Source organism: Sphingobacterium suaedae (assembly GCF_042684625.1).
GTDB classification, from domain to species: domain Bacteria; phylum Bacteroidota; class Bacteroidia; order Sphingobacteriales; family Sphingobacteriaceae; genus Sphingobacterium; species Sphingobacterium suaedae.
In genome coordinates, this window is sequence record NZ_JBHULR010000001.1 from 371635 (window position 1) to 396313 (window position 24679).

Annotated in this window: 17 protein-coding genes; 13 read left to right on the forward strand and 4 right to left on the reverse strand. The window is 43.7% G+C overall.

The features are described 5' to 3' along the window. Positions 1-27 precede the first annotated feature (27 nt). The 4 genes from ACFSR5_RS01660 to ACFSR5_RS01675 all read left to right on the forward strand — a co-directional run bounded on the left by ACFSR5_RS01660 (position 28) and on the right by ACFSR5_RS01675 (position 7925). A complete protein-coding gene (locus ACFSR5_RS01660; RefSeq protein WP_380900040.1) occupies positions 28-1101 on the forward strand; it encodes a class I fructose-bisphosphate aldolase in 1074 nt (357 codons plus the stop codon). 302 nt (positions 1102-1403) lie between these two features. Next, positions 1404-3737 carry a TonB-dependent receptor gene (locus ACFSR5_RS01665; protein ID WP_380900042.1) on the forward strand — a complete coding sequence of 778 codons (2334 nt, stop codon included), beginning with the start codon at positions 1404-1406 and terminating at the stop codon, positions 3735-3737. Positions 3738-3739: 2 nt separating this feature from the next. Beyond that, positions 3740-4900, forward strand: coding sequence for a PepSY-associated TM helix domain-containing protein (locus ACFSR5_RS01670; protein WP_380900044.1), 1161 nt, complete (start codon positions 3740-3742; stop codon positions 4898-4900). Between the two features lie 757 nt (positions 4901-5657). Beyond that, positions 5658-7925 carry an alpha/beta hydrolase family protein gene (locus tag ACFSR5_RS01675; RefSeq protein WP_380900046.1) on the forward strand — a complete coding sequence of 756 codons (2268 nt, stop codon included), beginning with the start codon at positions 5658-5660 and terminating at the stop codon, positions 7923-7925. 88 nt (positions 7926-8013) lie between these two features. Here the strand turns inward: ACFSR5_RS01675 and ACFSR5_RS01680 are convergent, their stop codons facing one another. From ACFSR5_RS01680 to ACFSR5_RS01690, 3 genes are all read right to left on the reverse strand, one after another. Next, the gene (locus tag ACFSR5_RS01680) at positions 8014-8979 is read right to left on the reverse strand and encodes a helix-turn-helix transcriptional regulator (protein WP_380900048.1); all 966 of its coding nucleotides are present in this window, start codon (positions 8977-8979) and stop codon (positions 8014-8016) included. A gap of 559 nt (positions 8980-9538) precedes the next feature. Further along, entirely contained in the window at positions 9539-9835 is a 297-nt protein-coding gene (locus tag ACFSR5_RS01685; protein WP_380900050.1) for an HU family DNA-binding protein, read from the reverse strand. Between the two features lie 258 nt (positions 9836-10093). Beyond that, positions 10094-10348: a hypothetical protein gene (locus ACFSR5_RS01690; RefSeq protein WP_380900052.1), complete on the reverse strand. Its 255-nt coding sequence runs from the start codon at positions 10346-10348 to the stop codon at positions 10094-10096. A 314-nt stretch (positions 10349-10662) separates the two neighbouring features. Between ACFSR5_RS01690 and ACFSR5_RS01695 the strand changes: the two genes are divergently transcribed. From ACFSR5_RS01695 to ACFSR5_RS01730, 8 genes are all read left to right on the forward strand, one after another. Beyond that, on the forward strand, positions 10663-10959 hold the full coding sequence (locus ACFSR5_RS01695) for a DNA-directed RNA polymerase subunit alpha C-terminal domain-containing protein (RefSeq protein WP_380900054.1): 297 nt from the start codon (positions 10663-10665) through the stop codon (positions 10957-10959). A 129-nt stretch (positions 10960-11088) separates the two neighbouring features. Beyond that, a complete protein-coding gene (locus ACFSR5_RS01700) occupies positions 11089-11607 on the forward strand; it encodes an RNA polymerase sigma factor (protein WP_380900056.1) in 519 nt (172 codons plus the stop codon). Positions 11608-11674: 67 nt separating this feature from the next. Next, positions 11675-12697 (forward strand): FecR family protein, encoded by a 1023-nt coding sequence (locus ACFSR5_RS01705; protein WP_380900058.1) that lies wholly within the window; start codon positions 11675-11677, stop codon positions 12695-12697. 64 nt (positions 12698-12761) lie between these two features. Next, on the forward strand, positions 12762-15857 hold the full coding sequence (locus tag ACFSR5_RS01710) for a SusC/RagA family TonB-linked outer membrane protein (RefSeq protein WP_380900060.1): 3096 nt from the start codon (positions 12762-12764) through the stop codon (positions 15855-15857). A gap of 10 nt (positions 15858-15867) precedes the next feature. Then, positions 15868-17550 (forward strand): RagB/SusD family nutrient uptake outer membrane protein, encoded by a 1683-nt coding sequence (locus ACFSR5_RS01715; RefSeq protein WP_380900062.1) that lies wholly within the window; start codon positions 15868-15870, stop codon positions 17548-17550. A 3-nt stretch (positions 17551-17553) separates the two neighbouring features. Then, positions 17554-18546 carry a hypothetical protein gene (locus ACFSR5_RS01720; RefSeq protein WP_380900064.1) on the forward strand — a complete coding sequence of 331 codons (993 nt, stop codon included), beginning with the start codon at positions 17554-17556 and terminating at the stop codon, positions 18544-18546. Beyond that, positions 18533-20434, forward strand: a complete 1902-nt coding sequence (locus ACFSR5_RS01725) for an FAD-dependent oxidoreductase (protein WP_380900066.1) — start codon at positions 18533-18535, stop codon at positions 20432-20434. The genes ACFSR5_RS01720 and ACFSR5_RS01725 overlap by 14 nt, the downstream gene beginning before the upstream one ends. 321 nt (positions 20435-20755) lie before the next feature. Further along, positions 20756-22714 (forward strand): gamma-glutamyltransferase family protein, encoded by a 1959-nt coding sequence (locus tag ACFSR5_RS01730; RefSeq protein ID WP_380900068.1) that lies wholly within the window; start codon positions 20756-20758, stop codon positions 22712-22714. A gap of 169 nt (positions 22715-22883) precedes the next feature. Here the strand turns inward: ACFSR5_RS01730 and ACFSR5_RS01735 are convergent, their stop codons facing one another. Continuing rightward, entirely contained in the window at positions 22884-23630 is a 747-nt protein-coding gene (locus tag ACFSR5_RS01735; protein WP_380900070.1) for a GIN domain-containing protein, read from the reverse strand. A gap of 230 nt (positions 23631-23860) precedes the next feature. Here ACFSR5_RS01735 and ACFSR5_RS01740 point away from each other — a divergent pair, with 230 nt between their 5' ends. After that, entirely contained in the window at positions 23861-24622 is a 762-nt protein-coding gene (locus ACFSR5_RS01740; protein WP_380900072.1) for a hypothetical protein, read from the forward strand. Positions 24623-24679 lie beyond the last annotated feature (57 nt).

A 24679-nucleotide genomic window follows, 5' to 3' on the forward strand; every position in this document is an offset into this window, starting at 1 on the left:
GTGGTTAAGCAATCTAAACGCAATGGTATGACACAGATCGATCAAATCGTACATTATTTAGGCGCAGAAGCAGAAGCACTTCTAAATTATCAGAGCAAGGCAATACCTCGGGATCTTTTACAACTTCCGTCTTCGACATTTATTGATGATGTTTACGGTCTCTCGGATCGTAACCCACAGGTGCTTCGAAATTTGGGATGCTTGTTCGGACACGGACGGTTAGGTGGAACAGGCTATCTATCCATCTTACCGATCGATCAAGGAATTGAGCATAGTGCGGGCGCATCATTCGCTGCAAATCCATTATACTTCGACCCCGTCAATATTGTAAAGCTAGCTATGGAAGGAGGCTGCAATGGTGTGGCGACTACATTCGGCGTGCTTGGTGCTGTTTCTAGGCGCTACGCGCACAAAATACCATTTGTCGTAAAGATTAATCATAATGAACTGCTCACATATCCCAATAAAAGCGATCAAGTTTTATATGGTACGGTGCGCGAAGCGTGGAATTTAGGTGCCGTCGCTGTAGGTGCTACCGTTTATTTCGGTTCACCGGAGTCCAGTCGACAGATTGTAGAAATTGCTCGCGCATTTGAAGAAGCGCATGCATTGGGAATGGCGACGATTTTATGGTGTTATATACGGAATGATGCATTTAAGATCGGAGATAAAGATTATCATCAGTCTGCCGATCTAACAGGCCAAGCCAATCACCTAGGAGTGACGATACAGGCAGATATTATTAAACAAAAACTGCCGGAGTTAAACGGCGGATATCGGGCGTTAAATATGGAGGAAAGCAGCTATGGAAAGCTCGATCCGCGGATGTATAGCGAGTTGACTACGAATCATCCTATTGATTTGTGTCGTTATCAGGTGCTTAATTGTTTTTGCGGGCGCGCCGGCTTGATTAATTCAGGAGGGGCGTCGGGCAAGCATGATGTCGAGGATGCGGTCCGTACGGCAGTGATAAATAAGCGTGCTGGAGGTACCGGATTGATATCAGGTCGAAAGGCGTTCCAACGTCCGATGGAAGAGGGGATACAACTTTTAAAAACTATACAAGATGTTTACCTGTGCCAAGACGTAAGCATTGCTTGATAATTTAATTTTGCACGCTGTATTGGTTCGAAATCGTTAAGTTTTCTTTTCGAATATCAGTCTCTCGATAGTCCGATCTAGCAAAAATATCGGTTTCCTGTGCAGCGACGGATAGCTTATCCCGAACTCCCGGATTAGCACTGTAATGGATGACCATTGCCTAACGTCTCCTCTATTGTCAGGGGAAAAGTGAATAATCTACACGCAAAAGAAACAGATAAAATTTAAAAGATGGTGTAACACATTTGAAAATCTTTTCTATATTTGGCGTCAATTTAAATCAAGTCTAAATAAGCTTAGAAATGACGCGTAATAGAAAGCCCTGCTTAAAACGTCTGATAACGACGGCGATGGTTGCTGCTGGCACACTAGCCTTCGGACAACAGGTTCAACGTTCCGTAATCGATACTAAACGAAATGCCCTGGAGCATGCCAATATCTGGATCAATGACGTACATGAGGGAGTAACGGACAGCCGGGGACAGTTTTATTTTTCATCTAGTACATCTGTCTGTAAAATACGGGTATCGCATACAGGCCTCCTAGAGCTTACTCGGGAAGTTTCCTTAGATACGGTGAATGCGCCTCTGCAGGTAATTCTGCAAGACCCACGCAATTTAGAAGAAGTGGTAGTTACTGCGGGACGGAAACCTGAGAGCATTTCTACGATACCATCTTCCATTTCGATTTTAACGACCAAAGAGATAGAAGCCCAGAGCCAGATCAGTACGAATATCGCCAGCGTACTAGGGAATACCGTTCCCGGACTAGGGGTCTCGGTAGGTAAGGGTACGAACTCGGGGCAAACATTGCGTGGTCGTGCCGTACTGGTGTTAATTGATGGCATACCTCAATCTACGCCACTGATGAACGGTTCGCGAGATATTCGTTCCATTGATCCCAGTGTAATCGAACGCGTTGAAGTGATTAAAGGAGCTACCTCCATTTACGGAAACGGTTCTGCAGGGGGGATTATTAACTATATCACCAAAAAAAATGATCACAATGCCCCCCTTATGGGAGGAAGTACAACTATTCGCGGTACCGTAAACCCTTTTCATAGTCGTGAAACTGAAGGATACCGTCTGTCGCAAACATTGTACGGAAGAACAAACAAATTCAGCTATACCGCTAGTGGAGCCGTGGATTATACAGGATTACAGCGCGACGGTGACGGACTGCCATTAGGGCAAACTGATGGTTTGTCTAATAATAACCAATACAATGCCTTTTTGAAACTGGGGTATGATCTGAATGAGGACGCCAGTCTGTCGTTGGTGTACAACTTCTTTAACAGTTTGCAACGTGCGCGCTACATCAGTCAGACGGGAAAATACCTAGAAACCCCAACAATTGGTGTGCGGGGTAAAGATCCTGGCGCGAATACAGGAACGCGATATAACCATAATGCAATGTTAACCTACGCGCAACACGCGCTATTTGGACAAACGTCCCTACATGCATCGATCTTTTACAATACGTTCCGTTCAATGAACCGCTATGTAGAAAAAGCAAACTCCTGGTATGGACCTGGACAATCGCAAATCAATTCCTCAAAAATAGGATTTCGGACGGATTTTAATACGCCGTTCCACGTGGGAGCAATTACTGGAGAAGCCACCTATGGACTCGATCTATTGAACGACGTGACGTATCAAGACCTCACGGACGGTCGTGTTTTTGTACCTAAAATGGATATGTTCAATTATGCACCATTCGTGCAGCTGACCGTAAATTTACTCGAAAGTTTGATCTTTAAAGGCGGAATTCGATATGAAGATGCTACGGTGAAGATCAAAAACTTTTCGACGTTACCAACGGGGCCTGGAACAGAAGGTAGTGTTGCTGTAGAAGGGGGGACTATTCCTTACAAAGGCACAACTTTCAATGCTGGTTTACGCTACAATAAGTATGCGTACCTTAACCCATTCGTCAGCTTTTCGCAGGGTTTTACAATCAATGAGCTTGGAAGGATTGTTCGAACAGCTAACGATAGTGACCTGAAAAATATTCAGACTGATCCAATTGTTACGAATAACTATGAGGTTGGATTTTCCAGTCGCATTAGTGTTGTCAATTTATCGGCAGCCTATTTCATCAGTACATCCAAATTGGGGGTTAATTTAAGGGCCGATGAGCGCGGTTACTTTTTTCCGGAGCGATCACCGGAACGTATTCAAGGATATGAGATCGCATTGGACGCACGTTTGTCCGCCGAATGGAACTTAGGAGGAACATACTCCTACGTCGACGGAAAGGCAACGCAAGACGACGACACGAAAGTGTATTTAGCCGGTAGCCGAATTATGCCTCCAAAAGCCACGGCTTACCTCCAGTTTATGCCAACAAGCACATTCGATTTCCAACTATCATGGGTGCACACCGGTAGCAGAAACCGTTTCGAACCAAACGATAAAGGGGGTTACCTGGCAAATGAAGGCCCAGTGAAGCCGATTGATTTGCTTAATTTCAATGCAGGATTTAAAATTAATAGACAATGGTCGTTAGGTGTTGCCGTCGCCAATTTACTCAATACGGATTATTTTACGGCATACAGCCAATTCGACGCACGGGATGTGAATTACGTGAAAGGAGAAGGGGCCAATATGTCTCTCAATATAAATTATAAATTCTAAGAGTGTTCAGAAAAGCTGTTATTTGGTTGCACAAATGGTTGGGTATAATCACCGGGATCATCGTATTTTTAGTGAGTCTGAGCGGGGCGGTGTACTGTTTTCAAGATGAACTCAAATTAGTGGTGTACACCGATCGCTATATGTTGCCATCATCAGAACAATCTATGCCAACTAGGCCTTTATCGGAGTTACTGGATGTGGCCAAATCTCAATTAGCAGATGGACAAGACGTGTCCCGGATCGATCTCTATCCTGCGAGAGACCGCAATTGGGTGTTTCGAGCTGTAGGTACCGACGAGCAAGCCCTTGGACATTGGAATTATTTCCGATATTATAAACGCATTTTTGTGAATCCTTACAATGCGGAGGTAGTGGGAATCGAAGATTCAAAGAACGAATTCTTTCAGTTAGTCCTGCAGCTTCACATGAATTTGCTGCTTGGAAAAACCTATGGTCATGCCGTTGTCGGCTACAGCACGGCTATTTTTGTCGTGCTCCTCCTGTCCGGTATCGTACTTTGGTGGCCGAAAAATCGGAAGCCAAAAACGTTGAAAAGAAGTTTTTGGTTCAACGCTCGAGTAAAATGGAAACGATTGAACTACGATTTGCACAATGTGCTGGGGTTTTACAGCTTTTTCATAGCATTATTATTGTGCGTGACAGGCCTCGTCTTTAGTTTTCCCGGTTTTAAAAAAATCTACCTCGGATTCTTTGATCGGATGACTTCCGAAGCCCAGACAGAAACACATCCTCAACTGGGGGAACGCATACCGTCGATTCAACCTGATGCCTTAGATAATACCGTGATCTTTTTGCTAAACAAATACCCAGAGGCGGGGATGATGTCTATTCGTCTGCGCGATGCCGAAGAACCGCTCATTGATGTACAAATACGAATGGAAGAAGGACGGAGTGGAAACTTTAAATGGTACTATGTACGACGAAAAACACTTCAAATTGAGAAGATCATACAGAGTGAAGACCTAAAGGGGGGCGCTAAGATGGCGGCTCTTAATTATGATCTGCATACCGGAAATATTGGTGGATTCGGCACAAAACTCCTAGCTTGCCTCATCGCTCTTTTTTGCGCTAGCCTGCCCGTTACCGGCTATATCTTATGGTGGCATAAAGCGAAAAAGCGCCGAAAAACGTATAAAAAATAGAAGGATTAGGCGTCACGTCACAGGCAGGTTTATTTATTTTTTAGCACGTGACATCAATATGCTTGGCGGTCCTTTACCTAAACCTTACTACGCGGTCCTGTTCGATATACTCCAATAGGTAAGTAATAAAAAAGACAGGATATTTTTTTATCCTATTCTTGCTTTCTAAATATTTAACATTTGTTTGTCAGGTATTTATACTGTCTATTTCAACATGTCATTTATGTTCGATTGAGCGAAATTTAGGCACGAATCAAGCGCAAGATAGGGTTAACGATAAGATTAGCGTTTTCGATAAATAGTGGTCTCCGCTTTATTTTCTAGATGCGGTATCGACACAGGTATCGTTATGCGCAATACTCGCGTTAACAAAGGCAGGTTTCTAGAAATAACGTGATTCGAAACTAGTGTGCTTTGATACGAACGTATAGTGATCATGGAAGATGTTCTTAATTGACGATCGCATTATAGCTTGAAAATATCTTATTTTTTTAGTTATATAAAAGTTCCTAATAATCTTATTGTTAATAGACTATATTTTTTCGTTTTGATAAATTGTCATTTTCATAATGTTTTTTTCTATCTCCTGTAACAAAATATAGAAATCTGCGACCTATTGAATAAATGGCGAAGAATCATGTACTGATCATTCCGAGGATACACGTTGTATGATTGACGGGTTCCTAACGGAGCATTTGATCAGTTTCGCATGTTCATGACCACGTATTAGTGACTTAACTCATAAAACTAAAAATATATGAAGCAAATTTTCTTTTCGATGGTATTCGTAATTTTGGGCATGACAAATACGATTGCACAAATAAAAGGGGACTGGAAAGGGACGTTGAGCGTCCAAGGTGTCTCGCTCGATATTATTTTTCATCTTACTGGACCAGATGATGCATTGCAGGCGACAATGGATGTTCCCATGCAGGGGGCGACCGGCATTCCCGTTAGTGAAGTGACGTTTGTTGACAAGACACTTAATCTTGCTGTTGAACAAGCCGGCATCAAATATTCGGGTACGTTTGCTGACAACAAAATTACTGGGACCTACAGTCAAGCCGGGCAGGAGCTGCCACTTGTGCTCGCGAAAACCATTGTCACCAAGCCGGGTGACACGACGTTGGTATCAACCAAGGAACAACTTGATTTATTAACAGCCTTTGATAAGGGTAATTTTACCTATAAAGTGGAAGATTACTTTGCTAAACCCAAGATGTCTAGCTTCCAGCTCTCGCCGAATGGAAAGTACATTTCTTATCGGGAGAAGGACGAAAAAAACAAAAGACATGTCATGGTGAAGGAGGTTGCGACAGGCAAAGTTCTCCGTGCCATTGAGGAGAAAGATGAACTCATCCGCGGCATGGGATGGATCAACGATGATCGTCTTGTATATGTAATGGATCAAGGCGGAAACGAAAATTATCACTTGTATGCCATAAATGTAGACGGAACTAACAATATTGATCTTACGCCTTTTGACGGAGTACAGGCGTCCATCCTAAATATGTTAAAGGAACAAAAGGACTATATCATCATTCAGATGAATAAGGATAATAAGCAGGTTTTTGAACCTTATAAAGTTCATGTTCAAACAGGTGCTATGGAGAAGCTTTTTACGAATGACGACCCAGCCAACGCAATTGTAGGTTACGAGTTTGATAAAGACGGGAACTTACGAGGCTATGCAAAAATGCTGAACGGTGTCCAAACTCAGTTTTACTACAAACCCTATGGCGCTACTACTTTTGAGCTCTTTCATACAACGAAATGGGATGAAACCTTTAGTGTGATATCGTTCAACTACGCATCAAAAAATCCAGACGAAGCGTATGTGTTGACCAATTTGGATTCTGACAAGACACGTATCGTTTTGTACGATCTAAAGGCTAAAACGGTTGTTAGCGAGATCTATTCCAATTCAGATTATGACGCAAATCTCATAGCATTGTCCCGTAAAAGAAATTGGGAGATTGATTTTGTAGGTTACGAAGGTGAAAAGGTCGTTATTGAACCAGTCAGTTCCACGTTTAAAAAAATATACGCCCAATTGGAAAAGGAGTTTAAAGGATACGAATTTTCCATTGCCGGTAAAACCGATAATGAAGATCAACTATTGGTAGTGGTGCAAAGTGATAAATTGTATGGTCGATATTATCATTATAATACCCAAACAGGAGCGATTACCCTGTTGGTCGACTTGATGCCGCAACTCAAGGAGCAGGATATGGCAGAAATGCGCCCCATCACGTTTAAATCTCGTGACGGTTTAACACTCCATGGTTATATTACGTTGCCCAAGCAGGCTTTAGCCGGAAAGAAAGTTCCGCTGATTGTCAATCCGCACGGGGGGCCACAGGGCGTTCGTGATAGTTGGGGATTCAATCCAGAGACACAATTGTTTGCTAGTCGCGGATATGCGACTTTGCAGGTCAATTTCCGTGTTTCGGGGGGGTATGGAAAAGAATTTTTACGTGCTGGATTTAAACAGATCGGACGTAAAGCTATGGACGACGTAGAAGATGGTATACATTATGTCGTCGAGCAAGGTTGGGCCGACAAGGATAATATCGCGATCTACGGCGCAAGCCATGGCGGTTACGCCGTGCTTCGTGGGCTAACGAAAACTCCAGACCTCTACAAGGCAGGGGTAGACTATGTTGGTGTGTCGAATATTTTTACTTTGATGAGTTCTATTCCCGAGTATTGGAAGCCTTATAAAGATATGTTGTATGAAATCTGGTACGATCTTGATAACGAAGAGGAGGCTGCGATCGCAAAAGAGGTATCTCCTTTATTCCATATCGACCAAATGAAAGCACCTTTGCTTGTGGTTCAAGGGGCTAACGATCCACGGGTAAAGATTGCGGAAGCTGACCAAATCGTAAAAGCATTACGTGAAAAGGGCGTTGATGTCCCCTATATGGTCAAATACGACGAAGGGCACGGTTTTGGAAAAGAAGAAAACCAGATCGAGTTTTATAAAGCGATGATGGGCTTCTTAAATAAGCACCTGAACTAACTACTTTGCCGATCGTATGAACAGACCGAGAGCGAGTTTCTTTACATAGGAAACTCGCTCTTTGTGTTTCTTATTTCGTCTTATTTTTTTACGATGACGACTTGAAAGAGCGTGGACTCCGTCCAAAATGCCGTTTAAAAGCAACGGTGAACGATGAAGGGGCGGAGTAGCCCACTTGAAATGCGATCTCTTTCAACGAGAGTTCGGTGTTTTTAATTAATTCTAAAGCGGTTTCCATGCGTACCACAGCGGTGTACTCGAATACCCCCATGCCAAAAAGATCCTTAAAACCCTTTTTTAGTTTATAGACATTTATAGCATACTCTTTTGAGAGCTGCTCGATGGTGTAAAAGTGTTCTGCATTCTGCCCCAAGAACGCTTTGATTTTTTGCAGTTTTTGGATATCGCTAGCTTTCCAATTGTATTGACGTATGCGTGCTGCCCCCTCAGCAGCACTGCTTGACAGTAGAAGAGCGAACAGTTGGTATACGTTACTTTTCAATCGGAAGTAGTGACGGACTGTGGATACATCGGGTTCTTCGCAGATACGGAGGATAATTTCCTTCATGGTAGAAGTTATTTCTCGACCTCTTTCGAACAGCATGGTCCGTTTGTCTGCACGTACATCATCAATAAACTGCTGTATTTCTGGTAAATGCGGAAGTTGCTCATGCAATACGTTTTTGTCCAAAAGGATATGAACGCTTTGATAGACCGTATCGCGTTTAACGTTCAACTTGACTTCCGTTCCCGAAGGCCGATAAGACACGTATAGCCTATTTTGTTGATACAGATATTCCTGCTCCTGACCCGATTCTACTGTAGAAATGGGGCGTAAAAAATAACTCAACGAAATTCGATTTTCATGCTCAAATTGAAAACGTAACACCTGATCCCGCCGAGCCGTTATTTGATATTCCCTGATTTCAACATCCACCAATGAAAATATTTGCCGTATGGTCATCTCTCCCCATTCGCCCTGAGCTAAAATTTCGGGCTTAGCCGGAAGTTCCGAAGTTTCCACTGTGCCTATTTTTCCGAAAATCTTGGTCATTGTCGTTCCATAAGACCGTATAAAGCTTTTGGCCGTTTCGGTAAAGAAACGGAATCGCTTTTATTTAAATAAAATCTAAATAAAGAAAAAAGGACGACTTATAAAAGCACCGAAGCGAAAATGATAAAAAAATTGTGATCTTGTTTCCAAAGGAACAGTATTCGAGCTTTTACGGAATTCGCTCCATCTCGCTAGACCCGTTTTTCCGGAATATGATACCGTTAGATATTGTTTTCAACTTTTAAACCGGTTAAGCCCGTAGCGCGTCTGCTTCCAGCCTGTGTACCGAGAAGCAAAATCCTGTTTTTGTATCACTAAAGCACGGGTAGACAGTTATGTCTGCGCTCACCGAACCTACCGGATGGATACGAGTCGGAAAATAAAAGGGGGATTTTCCAAAAGAACTTTCTTTCAAGGGGTATTCCATAGGGCTTCCGTCGGATCATTTTCCTTGTAGTGTTAGGTATAACATTACCCTAAAATGGATTCTTTTTGAAAAGGTGGGTTTTCAAAAAAAGACCAGAAAGTTACGATTTCTGGTCTTTTCTGTAGAAAGAACTTACTTTTTCTTTCCTTTTTTAGGGGCATCAACTGCCTCTTTAAGTGCTTTGCCTGCGGTAAACTTCGGAAGCTTCTTAGCAGCAATTTTAATAGTAGCGCCCGTTTGCGGATTTCTACCATTACGTGCAGCACGATCCGAGATACCAAATGTTCCGAAACCGATTAACGTCACCGTATCACCTTTTGCTAAAGTTGATGACACTGCTCCTGTAAAACTGTTAAGTGCTTTCTCTGCTTGTGACTGCGTAATTCCAGCCTCGCTGGCAATATGCTTGATCAAGTCTGCTTTGTTCATTATATTTAAATTTAAGATTGATAGTGTCTGTACTAATTCTATGCCACAATTCACGAACTGTTGTTTTTTCGTCCATTAAATTTCAAACAGCGAAATCCCGGCTACATATCTACACCGCAAGGTGCGTTCCCTTCTTAATCTTAACGTGAATCTATTAGGCTTATCTCGTTTATGTGTTCTAATATAGATATAAAAACATATAAAGACAAAATATTGATAATAAATACAAATTATTTTCATTAAATGTGTATTTATTCATCATAATGTAACACGTTTCGTTTTGCTGGGCACCTCCATTAGCGTGATCCGACCCGACAACGTGATCAACAGGCATGCTCCAAACATGAAAAATGCCGTAGACAAATATATAAGTAGATATCCCCATGGACTAAAGAGCTCGTCTTGTAAAATATCTTCAATCTTCGGTATACTGTATGGAAAATAGGATACGCCGTTTGCTCTTACTCGGGAATGTGACGGATCTGGACAATGTCGATTCTTCTTCCAAACCATGCTCTGGCGATTGTAGGGCCAATTTTATTTGACATAAGACAAGTTTGTTCGAGTACATTTTCTTATCTTTAAATTATGAACGACCCGAATGCGCGCGTTGAGATTGGTTGCTGTTCCGGTGTCGTGGCGCACCCTCTAGCATTTGTTGCGGAGGGATTTTATTTTTGGAGTGGATGGAATGGATACCTTAGCAGGTGGCCAAAATTTTGACCATACAAGGAGATCCACATATAGACGCACGTGACCCGGTGTATGAAATTGAATGAGCGTGCGGGGATCTATTCGAATAGCGGAGCGAACGTATGACCAAGAAGATGATACAAAGAGAAAAAACGAAACGTATATGTCCGGTCGGACATCGTTATTATAAGCGAAGTGATTGTCCGGTATGTCCCATATGTGAGCAACAGACGAAACCTACCGAAGGCTTTTTGTCAACATTAAGTAGCCCAGCACGCAACGCCTTACTCGCACAAGGAATTGACTCGTTGATAAAATTGGCTGCGTATACCGAGAAGGAAATTCTGAAATTGCATGGTCTGGGAAAGTCCTCCATACCCGTATTAAAAGAAGAACTTGCCAAGGAAGGCCTGGCTTTTCGATCTTACTGATTGGGATAACTTTAGATTTGCAAAGTCCGCCTTAATTGGTAAATTGCTGTGCTTTGTGATTGTTGCGGAATGATATATTATTCGGTGATAATCCTCACCAATAGTTCAATAAATCTAAATGCCACATAAATGCCCATGGTAAATATCGATGAGGCTTTCTTTCAAGATATGTTCTACACCTATTACGATAGGATATATGCAGGCTTCTATAAAAAAACCGGTACACATGAAGCCGCCCAGGATTTGACACAAATGACCTTCATCAAATTTTGGCGATACCGAGATTCATACAACCCTAATCTACCGCTGGAGTTACAACTGTTTCGAAAGGGAAAGCTCGTTTTTATAGATTGGCTTCGCAAAGAATCTAAGGAGCGACAATTGATGGAGAATCTCAAAATATATACAACCCTGCCAATCGATGAATTGAACACCGACATCAAGGACACATTGTATAAAGCTATGGCGCAACTTTCTCCTGTTCGACAAAAGGTTTTCAAACTGGCTTACATGGAAGGCTTCAGTCATAAAGAGATTGCAGCACAGCTCCACATATCTGTACGAACAGTCGAAACACATATCTTAAAAGCGGTCCGGCATTTGCGGAAAATTCTCGCTCTCATTTTCATTATCATGCATATGCAGTAAAAAAATAATCGGAGTACGTAGTTTTGGTGAATGTGGCGTATATAGATTAAACGACTGTATATAAACCGTGGACAAAGAGAAATTAAAGCAATTTTTTGCAAACCAATGTAGTTACGAAGAATGCAAAGTGATTGCTTCCTATTTGGAAGACAATGAAGCAGCATTGGACGAGCTAACCATGTTTGAAGAGATCGCTTCTTCCGAAATCCTTCCTACATCTTGGGCGGAGAAGAGCCATTATTATAGACAGCTCGGGATTGCACGGAGACAAAACATACAAAGACTATCGTATTCTACGGTCGCCGCTGCTATAGTCATATTGGCTTTTATTTTCTCGTTTTTTAGGCTTGGGCAGCAAAAGAACGCGATAGATTCATTGGGACACGCGTACACGATTCGTATCATGAACGATGAACCGACCATAAAATTGATCCATCTGCCGGATAGTTCTACACTGTTACTATCGCCCGCCGCGCAAATAGCTTATCGAAGCGATTTTGTTAGCAATAGACAAGTGCAACAGCTGGAGGGGATAGTAACGTATCATGTTCGAAAAGGGAGAAATAGTCCATTTCGGGTCAATTACAGGGGGCTCGAAACAAAGGCGGTAGGCACTGTTTTTACGATTCAGGATTTGGATGAGACTCATCTGTCGATCGAATTGTCAGAAGGGAAAATTGTCGTTGAAGATCAAGCCCGTTTGCGGATGGGCAAAGTATACCTGGAAGGGCACGAAAAGATCGTCGTGAATACGGTAGATTTTAGTTATAAACGTGCCGCGATGCCAACACAGAATTTCACCGAGACATGGGAATTGGAACGGGTCAAAACGACCTCAGGAATTGGTGGTGGACAAATAGAGTGGACAAACAGCTTCATCAGGTTTCAAGCAGTTGATAACGCACATGTGTTTTCCATTATTGAGCGGTTATACGGTGTGAAGGTCTTAGTAGAAAGCCAGCACGTGTTGCAGGGCAATTTTACAGGAACGCTTTATAACAAAGACGACTTAAATATTTTATTCGCTAATTTTTGCCAAATGAATGGATGCACTTATCAGCTGGAACAAGCTGTTGTAATTATTAAATAGTAGTAATATGGTATAGACGAACTACGGATAATTAACACCATTATAAACACCTTTACTTAAATCTATGACAAAGAAATCAATTTACCCGTTGCTTTTCTATGGCCTTGCTTTGCTTCATCAAGGACACGCACAAACGGGTATCCGGGCCACCGGAAAGGTTATTACAACGGACGGAAGGGCAATTCCGAACGCAACGATCGATGTGGCAAATGTCCAATCGGGCAAGCATGTTACGTTTCTATCCGGCGAGGATGGCATGTTTCTGTTGAACGATCTTTCTGAACAAGAAATGTATCATATTTTCGTTCATCATGTCGGTTACGAGCGAGATTCAATCATGAACTTTACGGTTAAAAGCAATCGAACAAATTCTATCCTTATTCGATTAAAATCTGGAGAAACGGCATTGGACGAAGTGGTTGTCATTGGCTATGGATCTGTGCAAAAGAAAGATCTGACAGGCGCTATTTCTACTGTGGACGGTAAAGATATTGCGGTGCGTAAAACGACACAATTATCTCAAGCACTACAGGGGGCAATCCCGGGAGTGATGGCTACTCGTAATAACAATGCACCTGGTGCCACAGCACAAATTCGTGTGCGCGGTATTACAACCATAACGGAAGCGGGGATGGATCCATTGGTCATCTTAGACGGCGTTCCTATCTCAAATATCGATCAGGTGAATCCGAATGATATTGAAAATGTAACGGTGCTGAAAGATGCCGCATCGGCATCAATTTATGGTGCTCGAGCCGCGGCTGGGGTGATATTGATCACCACTAAACGCGGTGAAGAGGGAAAAATAGCGTTAGACTATAATACGGATCTTGGATTTGAGATGCCCACACAGTTGCCAGAATACGTTGGCGCACAACGGTATCTTCAACTCGTCAACGAATTGCGCTGGAACGACAATAATAATAATGAAAACGAATATCCCATTTATTCAAAAGAGTTAGTGGATAACTATGAGCAGCTAAATAAAGATAATCCCAACCAATATCCAATTACCGACTGGCAAGACTTATTGCTTAAGAAGCGTGCATTCCGACAAAGTCACCAACTTTCTGTCTCGGGTGCGGGTAAAAATTTGCGAACCCGTTTTTCGATGGGATATGATGATACCGATGCATTACACGTGTTGCGTAACTACGAACGACTAACGGCCCGGATAAACAATAATATCGATATTACGGATTTTCTATCGGCCGTTGTTGATGTCAATTTCAAGCGGTCGACAGATAATCGACCCTCAATTGACCCGCTTTACAGGCTTGGAATTACTGCTCCAATTTATGCAGCGTTATGGGATGATGGCCGCCTAGGGGCTGGAAAAGACGGTGATAATGTCTATGGCATGCTCACGCAAGGAGGCGAAACTAAACTACAATACAACCAACTCGGTGGAAAGGTAGGCCTCGATCTGAGGCCGATTTCAGGCTTGACCCTGACAGGGGTAATCGCGCCAGTATTCAATTTCGACAAAACGAAAAGCTTTCGTACGAAAGTACCCTATACGGCATGGGCTGACCCAGAAAGAGAAATTGGTTTTCTCAATGGTTACAATACAACCATGTTAGAGGAGAAACGCATAGAAAGTTATCAATATACGACGCAGTTCCTTGCGAACTATGTGGAGCGTTTCGCTAACCACAATGTAAACGTTTTAGCCGGTTATGAATTCTTCTATTACTTCAATGAAAACTTGCAGGCTTCACGAGACCAATACCTGTTGAGTAATTATCCTTATCTAGACCTCGGGCCACTTGAGTTTCGCAATAATGGAGGAAATGCGTATGAAAATGCATATCGATCCTATTTCGGTCGAATCATGTACAATTATGCCAATAAGTACTTCATTCAGGGAAACCTCCGTTATGATGGTTCTTCCCGATTCGCACCCGAGCATCGCTGGGGAATGTTTCCTTCGGTATCGGCAGGATGGTCCATTTCGGAAGAAAATTTCTTAAAAAATGTAAAATGGATCAATTTCTTAAAACTCCGTGCATCGTATGGTACATTAGGCAACGAACGGATTGGAAATTATCCCTATCAATCGTTGATTGAATTTTCAAACGCCTCCCTGTTTTACAAAGGAAATGAAGCCGTATCAGCACAGTCTGCTGCGCAATGGCAGTATGCCATTCGCGATATATCATGGGAAAAAACAGAATCGTTTGATCTTGGACTCGATTTCGTAGGACTCGACAACCGGCTAAATGCAACATTCGACGTTTATAAGAAGATCACAAACGATATGTTGTTGAAGTTACAGATTCCAGTGTTTATCGGCTTTGACAATCCAGATCAAAATACCGGTGAAATGCATACAACCGGATGGGAATTTGCGGTGGGCTGGAAAGATCGCACGGAAAACTTTTCGTACGGTTTGTCCTTCAATATTTCGAATTTCAAATCCGTCATGGGTGATTTGGGAGGAACGGAATTCCTGGGCGATCAAGTTAAAAAGGAGGGAAGCGAATTTAATGAATGGTACGGCTATATCTCAGATGGTCTTTACCAAACAGCGGAAGAAGTGGCCGGGTCGGCAGTTTTAAACGCAAACGTCAAACCAGGCGATATTCGCTATCGGGACATCAGCGGGCCTGATGGCGTGCCAGACGGTTTGATCTCGCCGGAATACGACCGCGTATTATTGGGGGGATCATTGCCACAGTACTTATACGGCAGTCAACTTAATTTCGGATACAAAGGCTTGGGCTTGAGTGTTGTTTTTCAGGGTGTCGGTAGGCAAAATACCAGGCAAACATCGGCGATGGTACGTCCTTATCAAGAAAATTGGGGCAATTTTTTGTCGATTTTGGATGGTAATACCTGGAGCTATTACCGTAGTGAAGCAGAAAATAGAGATGCTCAATATCCGCGATATTCAAATACGTCCGCGGGAAATAATTACGCCATGTCTGATTTTTGGATGATTAATGGCCGGTATTTCCGACTCAAGACGATCCACCTGTCTTATGGCTTACCGACCGCGTTTCTGTCAAAATACCAAGTGAAAGGACTTTCGTTGTCTTTGACTGCCAACGATCTGTTTACCGTAAATAAATTCCCAAAAGGCTGGGACCCGGAGATGACGTCGTTTACGTATCCAATCACGGCCTCGTTTTTATGTGGGCTTCATGTAACATTTTAAATATTTCGTTATGAAGATAAGTCGTATATATATAGCAGGATTTTTGCTTCTAAGCTCCTGCCAATCTTTAGATCTGAATCCCCTGTCCCAAGGGTCAAGTGAAACCTGGAATTCCAATGAGGAAGAATTGGACATGTCTTTAAATGACCTTTATCGGGAGGTTTTTTGGAAAAAGGATGCCGACGAATGGAGTGACGATTGGATGTTTCGGGATGGGCTGACGCCGATAACCGATGCGACCATAAATAGCCAAACCGAGTTTATTGCTACGTGGTGGAAGGACGTTTATAAAGCGATCTCGCGCGCCAATATCACTATAGATGGCGTATCTCGTGCGGCTGATAAATTATCGGAAAGTGTACGTAATCGGTATGTAGCGGAGGCCCGATTTGTACGTGCTTGCATGTATTCTACATTGTTGAGCCATTACCGGAACGTCGTTTATACCGAAAAGACACTAGATATTGAAGAGGCATTGAAGCTAGGACAGACGGAACCGTCGGTCGTACTGCAAAAAATTTATGAAGATTTTGATTTTGCGAGTGAACACCTAAAAGAGGCGTACAGCTCGAGCGAACTGAAAAGGGCAACGAAAGGAGCTGCATTGGCTATGAAAGCTCGTATAGCGTTGTATATGGAGGATTATGAAACAGCGAAGGATGCTGCAAAATCCTGTATCGATCTCGGCTTGTACAAATTGCATCCCGATTTTTCTACGCTTTTTTTATCAAAAACAAAAAATTCAGAGGAAGCTGTCTTTGCACTACCGAGATCGATTGAGCTTGGTGTGGCACTAGGGGGACGACAAGTGTATATTCCACGAAACAATGGCGGGTGGGCACAAGCAAATCCATCTTGGGACCTGCTCTTTGCTTTTACCTGCTCGGATGGAAAGCCAATTGATGAATCCGATCTTTTTGATCCAGCAAAACCGTTCGAAAACCGAGATCCACGATGCAAAGCAACAATTGCGGCATTTGAAGAGCCGCACTTAGATTATATTTTCAATCCTCATCCGCATGCGTTGAAAACATTGAAAATATCTACAGGACAGCAAGTGGTTAATAACGACAACAGAGCCAATGCTCCATATGCTTCGTTTAATGGCCTGGTATGGAAAAAGGGAGTTGATCAAGACTGGCTCTTGAATTCTTGGCGAATAGAAGCAGATAATGTTATTATACGTTATGCCGACGTCTTATTGCTCTACGCAGAGGCCAAGATCGAATTAAACGAGATTGACGCATCCGTGCTCGACGCCATAAATCAAGTCAGAGCGAGAGCTTACAAAACTGATGTATCGTCGTTGGACTACCCAAAAGTTGTTGATCAAGATCAACAAGAACTGCGGAAAATACTCCGGATAGAGCGACGTATGGAATTTGCTTTAGAAGGATTGCGCTACATGGATATCATTCGTTGGAAACTTGCCGAAAAAGTCCTGAACAAGGCAAATTTCGGTTTGTTGGATCCCGCGGATTTAGTTAGCAAAGTAGTTACTCCCGGTAAGTGGTTCCTGCCGGAAGTTCCCCCTATCGATACGGATGGAATAGCTGATTTTAGTGCCTTTTATAACCAAGGCCTCATCAAGCAGATCGCGGTTCGGAAGTTCGATGCACGGAAGCAATACCTTTGGCCTATTCCGACAACAGAAGTACAAATCAGCGGATTGAAGCAAAATCCTAACTACTAAACTATGTCAGTTCGCATATCCATACGAAGAAATAATGCCCTCGCGTGTCTATTGTCGTTGTTGGGGTATCTTATGGGCTTTTCTAGTTTTTCAGTAACGGCACAGCAACGCGAAAACAAACCTCCCGCCGTTGACTCCCTTTTCATGTATACAGTCAACGATACGCTGTCTTTTCCCATTTTTCTGAAGGATGAGGGTGAGGGGCACTTGTATTTTTTTACAGCGCTGAAGACGAATGTCTGCAATGATCAAGTCTGCTTACCTATCGAAGTAGACTTATATTGGGATTTGCTAGGAAACTTTCACCATTACAAGCCGGCAACAGGGACGTCGTTTACCAAATTTGATCATGCTTACTTTGCTGCGGAGGATTACAGCCGTTTACAACAGATTTTAAACGACACATTATCTGTGTTGCGGGACTATCGGGTGGAAGACCTGTTGGATCAACAAGGAACAAAGTATGCGAAGGAGGTGGACGCTGTGACTCGTCCCACGTCTCCATTATTTGCTGACGCAACTGTTCCAGGAGCGTTATATACGGTTTACACACTTTGGCATCTCGTACAAGGCCCCATCCGCGGGATGCTTCGTCACTATCTGGACAAACACTATGTAGAACGAACATGGGATGTCGTATTCGCGAAGTCGGACTATGCACCTTATCAAGAATATTTCCTGCATCATTTATCTGAAGAGGATCGGATAATGCACGAGATGGCCATCCGGCGGTTGCTGTTTGCAAAGGATACGTACGTACCCCACTACGCCATCAAAGCCTTGGATATGTCGTTTTGGAACCATCCTGATAAATATAACGACGTGCTGGCACGATTGGGCGAACTACAGCCCCATGTGGTCACACAAGTGTTGCAGATGATTGCGCATGCCAACAACGATACGAAGCGGTTGTTGCATCGTTTTACCCGCTCGGAGCAGGCTACAGAAAAACATAAAAAACTTATTCAAAAAATTATACATCATGAAAAACAATAGAAGAGACTTTTTGAAGGCCCTGGGAATCGGGTCGGGTACACTCCTTATTGATCCTGTTTTTGCACAGCATATTTCGGGGATCGAAGAGGATAAGAATGAGGCTGCCGAACAGCCAGTTTTTTCAGTTCGACATATCGAAACGGACTACGTGGTTGCGGGTGGAGGGATGGCGGGATTCTGTTCTGCGTTAGCCGCAGCACGCAACGGACTGAAAGTTGTACTTATTCAAAATCGTTCCCGTTTGGGCGGAAATGCAAGTTCTGAGATCCGTATGCACATCTGTGGGGCTACGGCACTTAACCAGGTATGGCGGGAGACCGGGATTCTCGAGGAAGTGATGCTGACAGAAGCATATATCAATCCACAGCGTTCGTGGGAAATATTTGATTATGTATTGTATGACAAGGTATTGTCGAACCCGAATATTACGCTATTGTTCGATACTATGTTATACGATGTGAAGACAGAGGGGAGGCACATAGAAGGCATTCGGGCGTATTGTTCACAAACAGAGGAAATTTATCATGTAAAAGCTATGTATTATGCAGATTGCACGGGCGATGGCACACTGGCGGCATTGGCAGGAGCAGAGTTTATGCGGGGACGGGAGGCTAAATCGGAATTCAACGAACCGTTAGGGTTGGAAAAACGAGACGATATTACCATGGGAAATAGCTTGTTATTTATGGCATCGGAGCACGATCGGGAAATGCCCTTTAAGGCGCCAACGTGGGCACGAAAGTATGACTTCGAAGATTTCAAGTTTCGAAAAATTCATTCGTTCGAGTATGGTTATTGGTGGATTGAACTAGGCGGACTGGAGAATATTGTTCACGATGGTCAAAAAATACGCCACGATCTGATGGGGGTGGTATTCGGCGTTTGGGATTATATTAAGAATTCTGGAAATCACCCTGAATCAGCAAACTGGGCGTTGTCTTGGTTTGGTGCTATTCCAGGGAAACGCGAAAGTCGGCGTATTGTGGGTGATTACATTTTAACCCAAAACGATATCCTTCAACAAAAAAACTTTGAAGATCGCGTCGCATATGGTGGGTGGCCATTGGATGACCATCTGCCAGCGGGCATGGACGACACCTCGCTGAGTCCTTTTCGATCGATTCCTTTGAAGGGGCCTTACTCGATTCCTCTACGAAGTCTGTATAGCAAATCTTTCGATAACCTCGTGATGGCCGGACGAAATATTTCTGTGACCCATGTGGCGCTGTCGACTACGCGTGTCATGGCTACATGTGCTACACTTGGGCAGGCAATCGGAACCGCCGTAGCATACTGTGTCAAGCATCGGATTACCCCGGCCAATTTGGCTAACACTAAAGAACGATTGCGTGACTACCAACAGCTTCTCTTGCGGCAAGATCAAGCCATTTTAGGAGTGGTAAATGCCGACCAGCAAGATTTAGCGCGCGAAGCGGTGGTTAAAGCATCCTCCGAATCTACAGGATTTGAAGCTAAAAAGGTGATTGATGGTGTCAATAGGGACATACAGGACGGCCATAGTCATCAGTGGCGTGGCGACCTTCGCTCCGGAGATGCGCACATTGAACTGCGTTGGTCTGCTCCCCGTACAATACGCACGGTAGAGCTTACATTTGACACCGGGTTGAACCGTCATTTGCGTCTATCTGGAGAAAATGGTACCATGAAACGACAGGTGCGTGGACCGCAACCAGAAACCATTTGTGATTATACGCTCGAATACTTGTTAGGCGAGAAGGTTATAAAAACGGAGGAGGTTCGAGACAATTTTTTACGAAAGATAGTTCATGAAACCGAATCGATCCGCGTGGACCGAATTCGTCTTACTGCCAAAAAAACGCATGGAGATCCTTACGCACGCGTTTTCGAAATCCGGTGTTACGCTTAAAAAAAACGATCCCCACAACTTTCTGTTGTCGGGGATCATTTTACGGCATATAAACGTACTTTATCCAACAAATTCAATTGCTTCGGCTTAATGGCTGAAAAATAAAAATTATAGCGCGACGTCGTTTGCTGAGTCAAATAGAGAATCGGTGATACCAGGCGTATTTAAACCTGTTGGGAACCATATTGGTTCGGTCGCGACGATATGTTTCTGATATAAGCGGATGTCGGTTCTAAAAAAATATGTCGACTAAACCGCAGGCCTGTGTTTTTCTTTTGTAATTCACGAAAAGCCGTAAATTGCCAAATAAAACTCATGGCTATGAAATCGAACCGTTTTGCCCTTTTTTATATGAGTGTGCCTCTACTTTTATGGTGCATGTCCAGTCTCCACGCTCGTGCGCAGCGCACGCAGAAACCGCCGTTGCATGGCAAACACTGGATGGCTATCACTGGGAAACCCCTGGCAGCCACAGCGGGAGCGCAGCTTTTTCAACAAGGTGGTAATGCTGTTGATGCTGCATGCGCTATGTTGGCCGCTACGTGCACAATGTGGGATGTGCTAAGTTGGGGAGGGGAAACACAGGCTTTGATTTATCATCCGAAATTAAAAAAAGTTATTGGTATCAGTGCGCTCGGCGTGGCTCCGAAAGGAGCTACGGCTGAATTTTTTAAAGAGAAGGGATATGATTTTCCGCCAGAATATGGCCCGTTGGCGGCGGTTACTCCAGGAACACCCGGGGGGCTTTGTCATATGCTGGCCGAATATGGAACAAAGAGCCTGAAAGATGTATTAGCTCCCGCCATGGAAATGGCTAAAGGCTACCCCATAGATGCACAGACGGCAAATAGTATTGAGCGGGGAAAAGACTGGATTAAGCAGTGGCCCTACAGCAAACGGGTGTTTTTGGTGCATGAGGGTCAAGAACGAGAGGCACCCCACGCGGGTGAAATCTTCGTGCAAGAAGATCTGCTCAGGACGTTACAAAAAATGGTAGAAGCGGAACAGCGGGCGCTGGCTGCCGGAAAGAATCGTAAAGCGGCGATTATGGCGGCTTTCGATCGATTTTACCGCGGAGATATCGCCGAAGAATTTGTACGAGGAAGCCAAGAACAAGGGGGCTTGATCACTAAAAATGATCTTGCGAATTGGAAGCCTGTCGAGGAGGAACCATTGCATATCACCTATAAAGGGGTCGAGGTTTATAAGCTTCAGGAATGGACACAAGGACCGGTTATGTTACAAGCGTTACAGATGTTAAAACAAGTTGATTTGAGCGGAATGGGCTATAATTCGGCGTTATACATCCATACCTTATATCAAGTGATGAACCTCGCTTTTGCAGATCGTGATTTCTATTACGGAGATCCACATTTTACACCTCGAGCTCCAATAGAAGGGCTACTAAGCGAACAGTATGCAAAAGCGCGTGTCGCGACAATTAATCCAAACCGAAATAATCCGACCGTAATGCCGGGCGACCCGTACCCATTTGAAGGTAAGGTGAACCCGTACCACAACCTACTCCGCGAACGGGAGAGGCTAGTGCTTCCAACTACAGAAAAAAAAGAAAATTTTGTGCCTAAACACGACGCGGCTTCAACGGTAGTTCCAAAGAGAAAGCGTATTTACGAAAGGGTAGCCTCGATTTCAGTTGATAGCGTTTATATGGATCGACTGTGGCGCGGAACAACAAGTGTAGAGGCGGCAGACGCAGAAGGGTGGGTGGTCTCCATTACTCCGAGTGGAGGGTGGTTGCCCGCCTGTATCGCTGGGCGGACGGGGGTAGGGATGAGCCAACGACTGCAAAGTTTTGTGCTGGATTCACTTCTCAATCCTTTTAATACATTGGAGCCCGGAAAACGTCCGCGTGTTACGCTGACGCCAACCCTAGCGCTCAAAAATGGAAAGCCATTTTTATCTTTTGCTGTGCAGGGAGGAGATACGCAAGACCAAAACCTGCTTCAGTTTTTTCTGAATGTCGTGGAATTCGGCATGAAGCCACAAGAGGCGAGTGAAGCGGCTAATATAAACAGTAACCAACTTTGGCTATCACTTGGGGGGACGAAAATAACCGATAGGAAGCCGAGAGAAGGTAGTCTGTTGTTGCACAAACAAACGTCTAAAGAGGTGGTGGAGCGACTACAGGAAATGGGATACACCATACAATTTGGCGAGCGGACAAGTGGGCCGATCAATGCGATTTATTTCGACGAACGGCATGGCACCCTTTGGGGAGGAAGCAGTAATAACGGAGAGGATTACGGAATAGGATGGTAAACCACAGATGTTCGTCTCTCGAAGCGACGGCGAAGCGATGTTCCGATGGACATCCACCTAAAAACAGGTGTTAAGTTTCGATAGATCGCTTCGCTTTCGCTGCATGGAGTTGCTAGAACAATAGTGCAATTGTTGGAGATTCGTTTCGCTGAAGTGGCGATGTAGAACCTTATTTTTTTACCACTTGGCCCCCCGACGACCTGTCAACGGAAATGGTCTTGGGCGTTCCGATATGTACAATTTTTCCCGAAGAAGATACACTGCCCGTCAACTTACCCGATACGTTTACCGTCGCAGATCCTGAAGAGCCTACTTCGATCGAGGCTGAAGCGATAGGCATTTGTCCTAGGTTTGCTGCGCCGGAGGACGTGATTTCCAGTTCGGCCGTTTCTGCAGAACCGAGTAGATTTATCTGTCCTGAGCTTGAGCAATCGAGATCCAATCGTCCGGTTTTTATGCGCCCATCAAATCGTCCAGATGAACTGACTTCTACATTAGTCTTCTCTGCGACGATATCCTGTGCAAAAAGTTTCCCAGAAGATGATACCTCAATGTCTAGAGCCGACACTCGGAAGGCATCTTCTATCCGAAGTGATCCGCTTGAAGATACTTCGATATCCGTGAGCTCTCCGCTGGAGTATACGGTAACTTTGTTGGACTTTTTCGTACGGATGTTTGACAAGGGTTTGTACCTAATTTTCAATTCCCCGTCTTCTACGACAGTTTCCAATTTTTTTAAGTGATCTGGGTTCTCCACTTCAACGACTACTTCGTTACGGTTTGAACGTACATAACGGGTTTCGATAGAAGTAGCGACCGAAATGGCTGTTGGTGCGGCAATCTTGCGCGTCTCTCGATGCTGGGCCTGTGCGACTAGGGCGCTGGCAAGTAAAGCAATGGTTAGTATTCTTTTCATGAAAATAAATTATGCATAGTTATCTGCTTCGGTGATCTTGTATGAAGATGCACGCTAAAACAATCTAAATTATCTATATTCTTATTCAAAAACAAATGTTGTCATTCGAGATAATTTGACGATGATCGTTAGGTCGTAAATAGTTGTTTATTAAACTTTCTGTTTTTTGTGCAAGAATTTCGCGTTTTTCGTAGATTTGGCATCTTTCAGAAATTATCTACTTTTTATATATGTTCTTTATTTATACTATTTACGATTATGTGCTGGGCGAGAAAGAGATTTCCGCAACATTAAAAGATGATATGGAAACGAAGCCCTATACCTTGCAGATTGTGACACAGGCGCGTCGATTTCTAGGCTTGCCTTTCGGCGGAGGGCTTGTCAAAATGTCACGTGTGTATGATGTGCGAGGTAATCTAATAAATACGACTCGCTATTCGAAGGACTTGAAAGCAACGATCAAGGCGTTTAAGAAAGAATGTCCAATTCCGTTTTTCAAGCTGTGGAAAGGTTTCGTTTTTGTTGCTGCTGCCGTCGCCATCAGTAGTCTTATTTTTAGCATCAAGACCAATATAGAACGCAATAATAGCCAAGAGAAAATAGCACACACCGTAGAAAAACTGACGCATATAAAAACGGGGCAACTGTATGCTGTATCCTACTTTGCCAACGTGGACGGCCAAAGTATTAACGGGTTACCAGAGGGATGGCTTCGTGTGGTACAGGTAGTGGGTGATACTATTTTTGCGCAGCGGTCTAAGCAAAAAATCGATGCTTCGCCGTTATTTGCTATTGATAAACTTCTGCCTATACTCCCACAAACAGAAGAAGAGTGGGAGCCCGCTATTGAACGTTTTGACTATCAAATATTGCGATCGCATATAGAAAACCCATCTCCGCGGGGACGATTTGATCTTTTGTACGTGGAACCAGATAGGAAGAAGTACGACGGCGTTGTCTTAACAATACACGAGGCATTGTCAATGCCATAGCGTTCAACGACGTTCATCGGGCAGAATGGTGATTGTTTATATGTTCCAGTATTCTAT

Excerpts from the sequence above, each read along its gene's own strand:
- ACFSR5_RS01660 (WP_380900040.1), top strand. The coding sequence starts at position 28 with ATGACACAGATCGATCAAATCGTACATTATTTAGGCGCAGAAGCAGAA.
- ACFSR5_RS01665 (WP_380900042.1), top strand. The coding sequence starts at position 1,404 with ATGACGCGTAATAGAAAGCCCTGCTTAAAACGTCTGATAACGACGGCG.
- ACFSR5_RS01675 (WP_380900046.1), top strand. The coding sequence starts at position 5,658 with ATGAAGCAAATTTTCTTTTCGATGGTATTCGTAATTTTGGGCATGACA.
- ACFSR5_RS01680 (WP_380900048.1), bottom strand. The coding sequence starts at position 8,979 with ATGACCAAGATTTTCGGAAAAATAGGCACAGTGGAAACTTCGGAACTT.
- ACFSR5_RS01685 (WP_380900050.1), bottom strand. The coding sequence starts at position 9,835 with ATGAACAAAGCAGACTTGATCAAGCATATTGCCAGCGAGGCTGGAATT.
- ACFSR5_RS01690 (WP_380900052.1), bottom strand. The coding sequence starts at position 10,348 with ATGGTTTGGAAGAAGAATCGACATTGTCCAGATCCGTCACATTCCCGA.
- ACFSR5_RS01695 (WP_380900054.1), top strand. The coding sequence starts at position 10,663 with ATGATACAAAGAGAAAAAACGAAACGTATATGTCCGGTCGGACATCGT.
- ACFSR5_RS01700 (WP_380900056.1), top strand. The coding sequence starts at position 11,089 with ATGCCCATGGTAAATATCGATGAGGCTTTCTTTCAAGATATGTTCTAC.
- ACFSR5_RS01710 (WP_380900060.1), top strand. The coding sequence starts at position 12,762 with ATGACAAAGAAATCAATTTACCCGTTGCTTTTCTATGGCCTTGCTTTG.
- ACFSR5_RS01715 (WP_380900062.1), top strand. The coding sequence starts at position 15,868 with ATGAAGATAAGTCGTATATATATAGCAGGATTTTTGCTTCTAAGCTCC.
- ACFSR5_RS01720 (WP_380900064.1), top strand. The coding sequence starts at position 17,554 with ATGTCAGTTCGCATATCCATACGAAGAAATAATGCCCTCGCGTGTCTA.
- ACFSR5_RS01725 (WP_380900066.1), top strand. The coding sequence starts at position 18,533 with ATGAAAAACAATAGAAGAGACTTTTTGAAGGCCCTGGGAATCGGGTCG.
- ACFSR5_RS01730 (WP_380900068.1), top strand. The coding sequence starts at position 20,756 with ATGAAATCGAACCGTTTTGCCCTTTTTTATATGAGTGTGCCTCTACTT.
- ACFSR5_RS01735 (WP_380900070.1), bottom strand. The coding sequence starts at position 23,630 with ATGAAAAGAATACTAACCATTGCTTTACTTGCCAGCGCCCTAGTCGCA.
- ACFSR5_RS01740 (WP_380900072.1), top strand. The coding sequence starts at position 23,861 with ATGTTCTTTATTTATACTATTTACGATTATGTGCTGGGCGAGAAAGAG.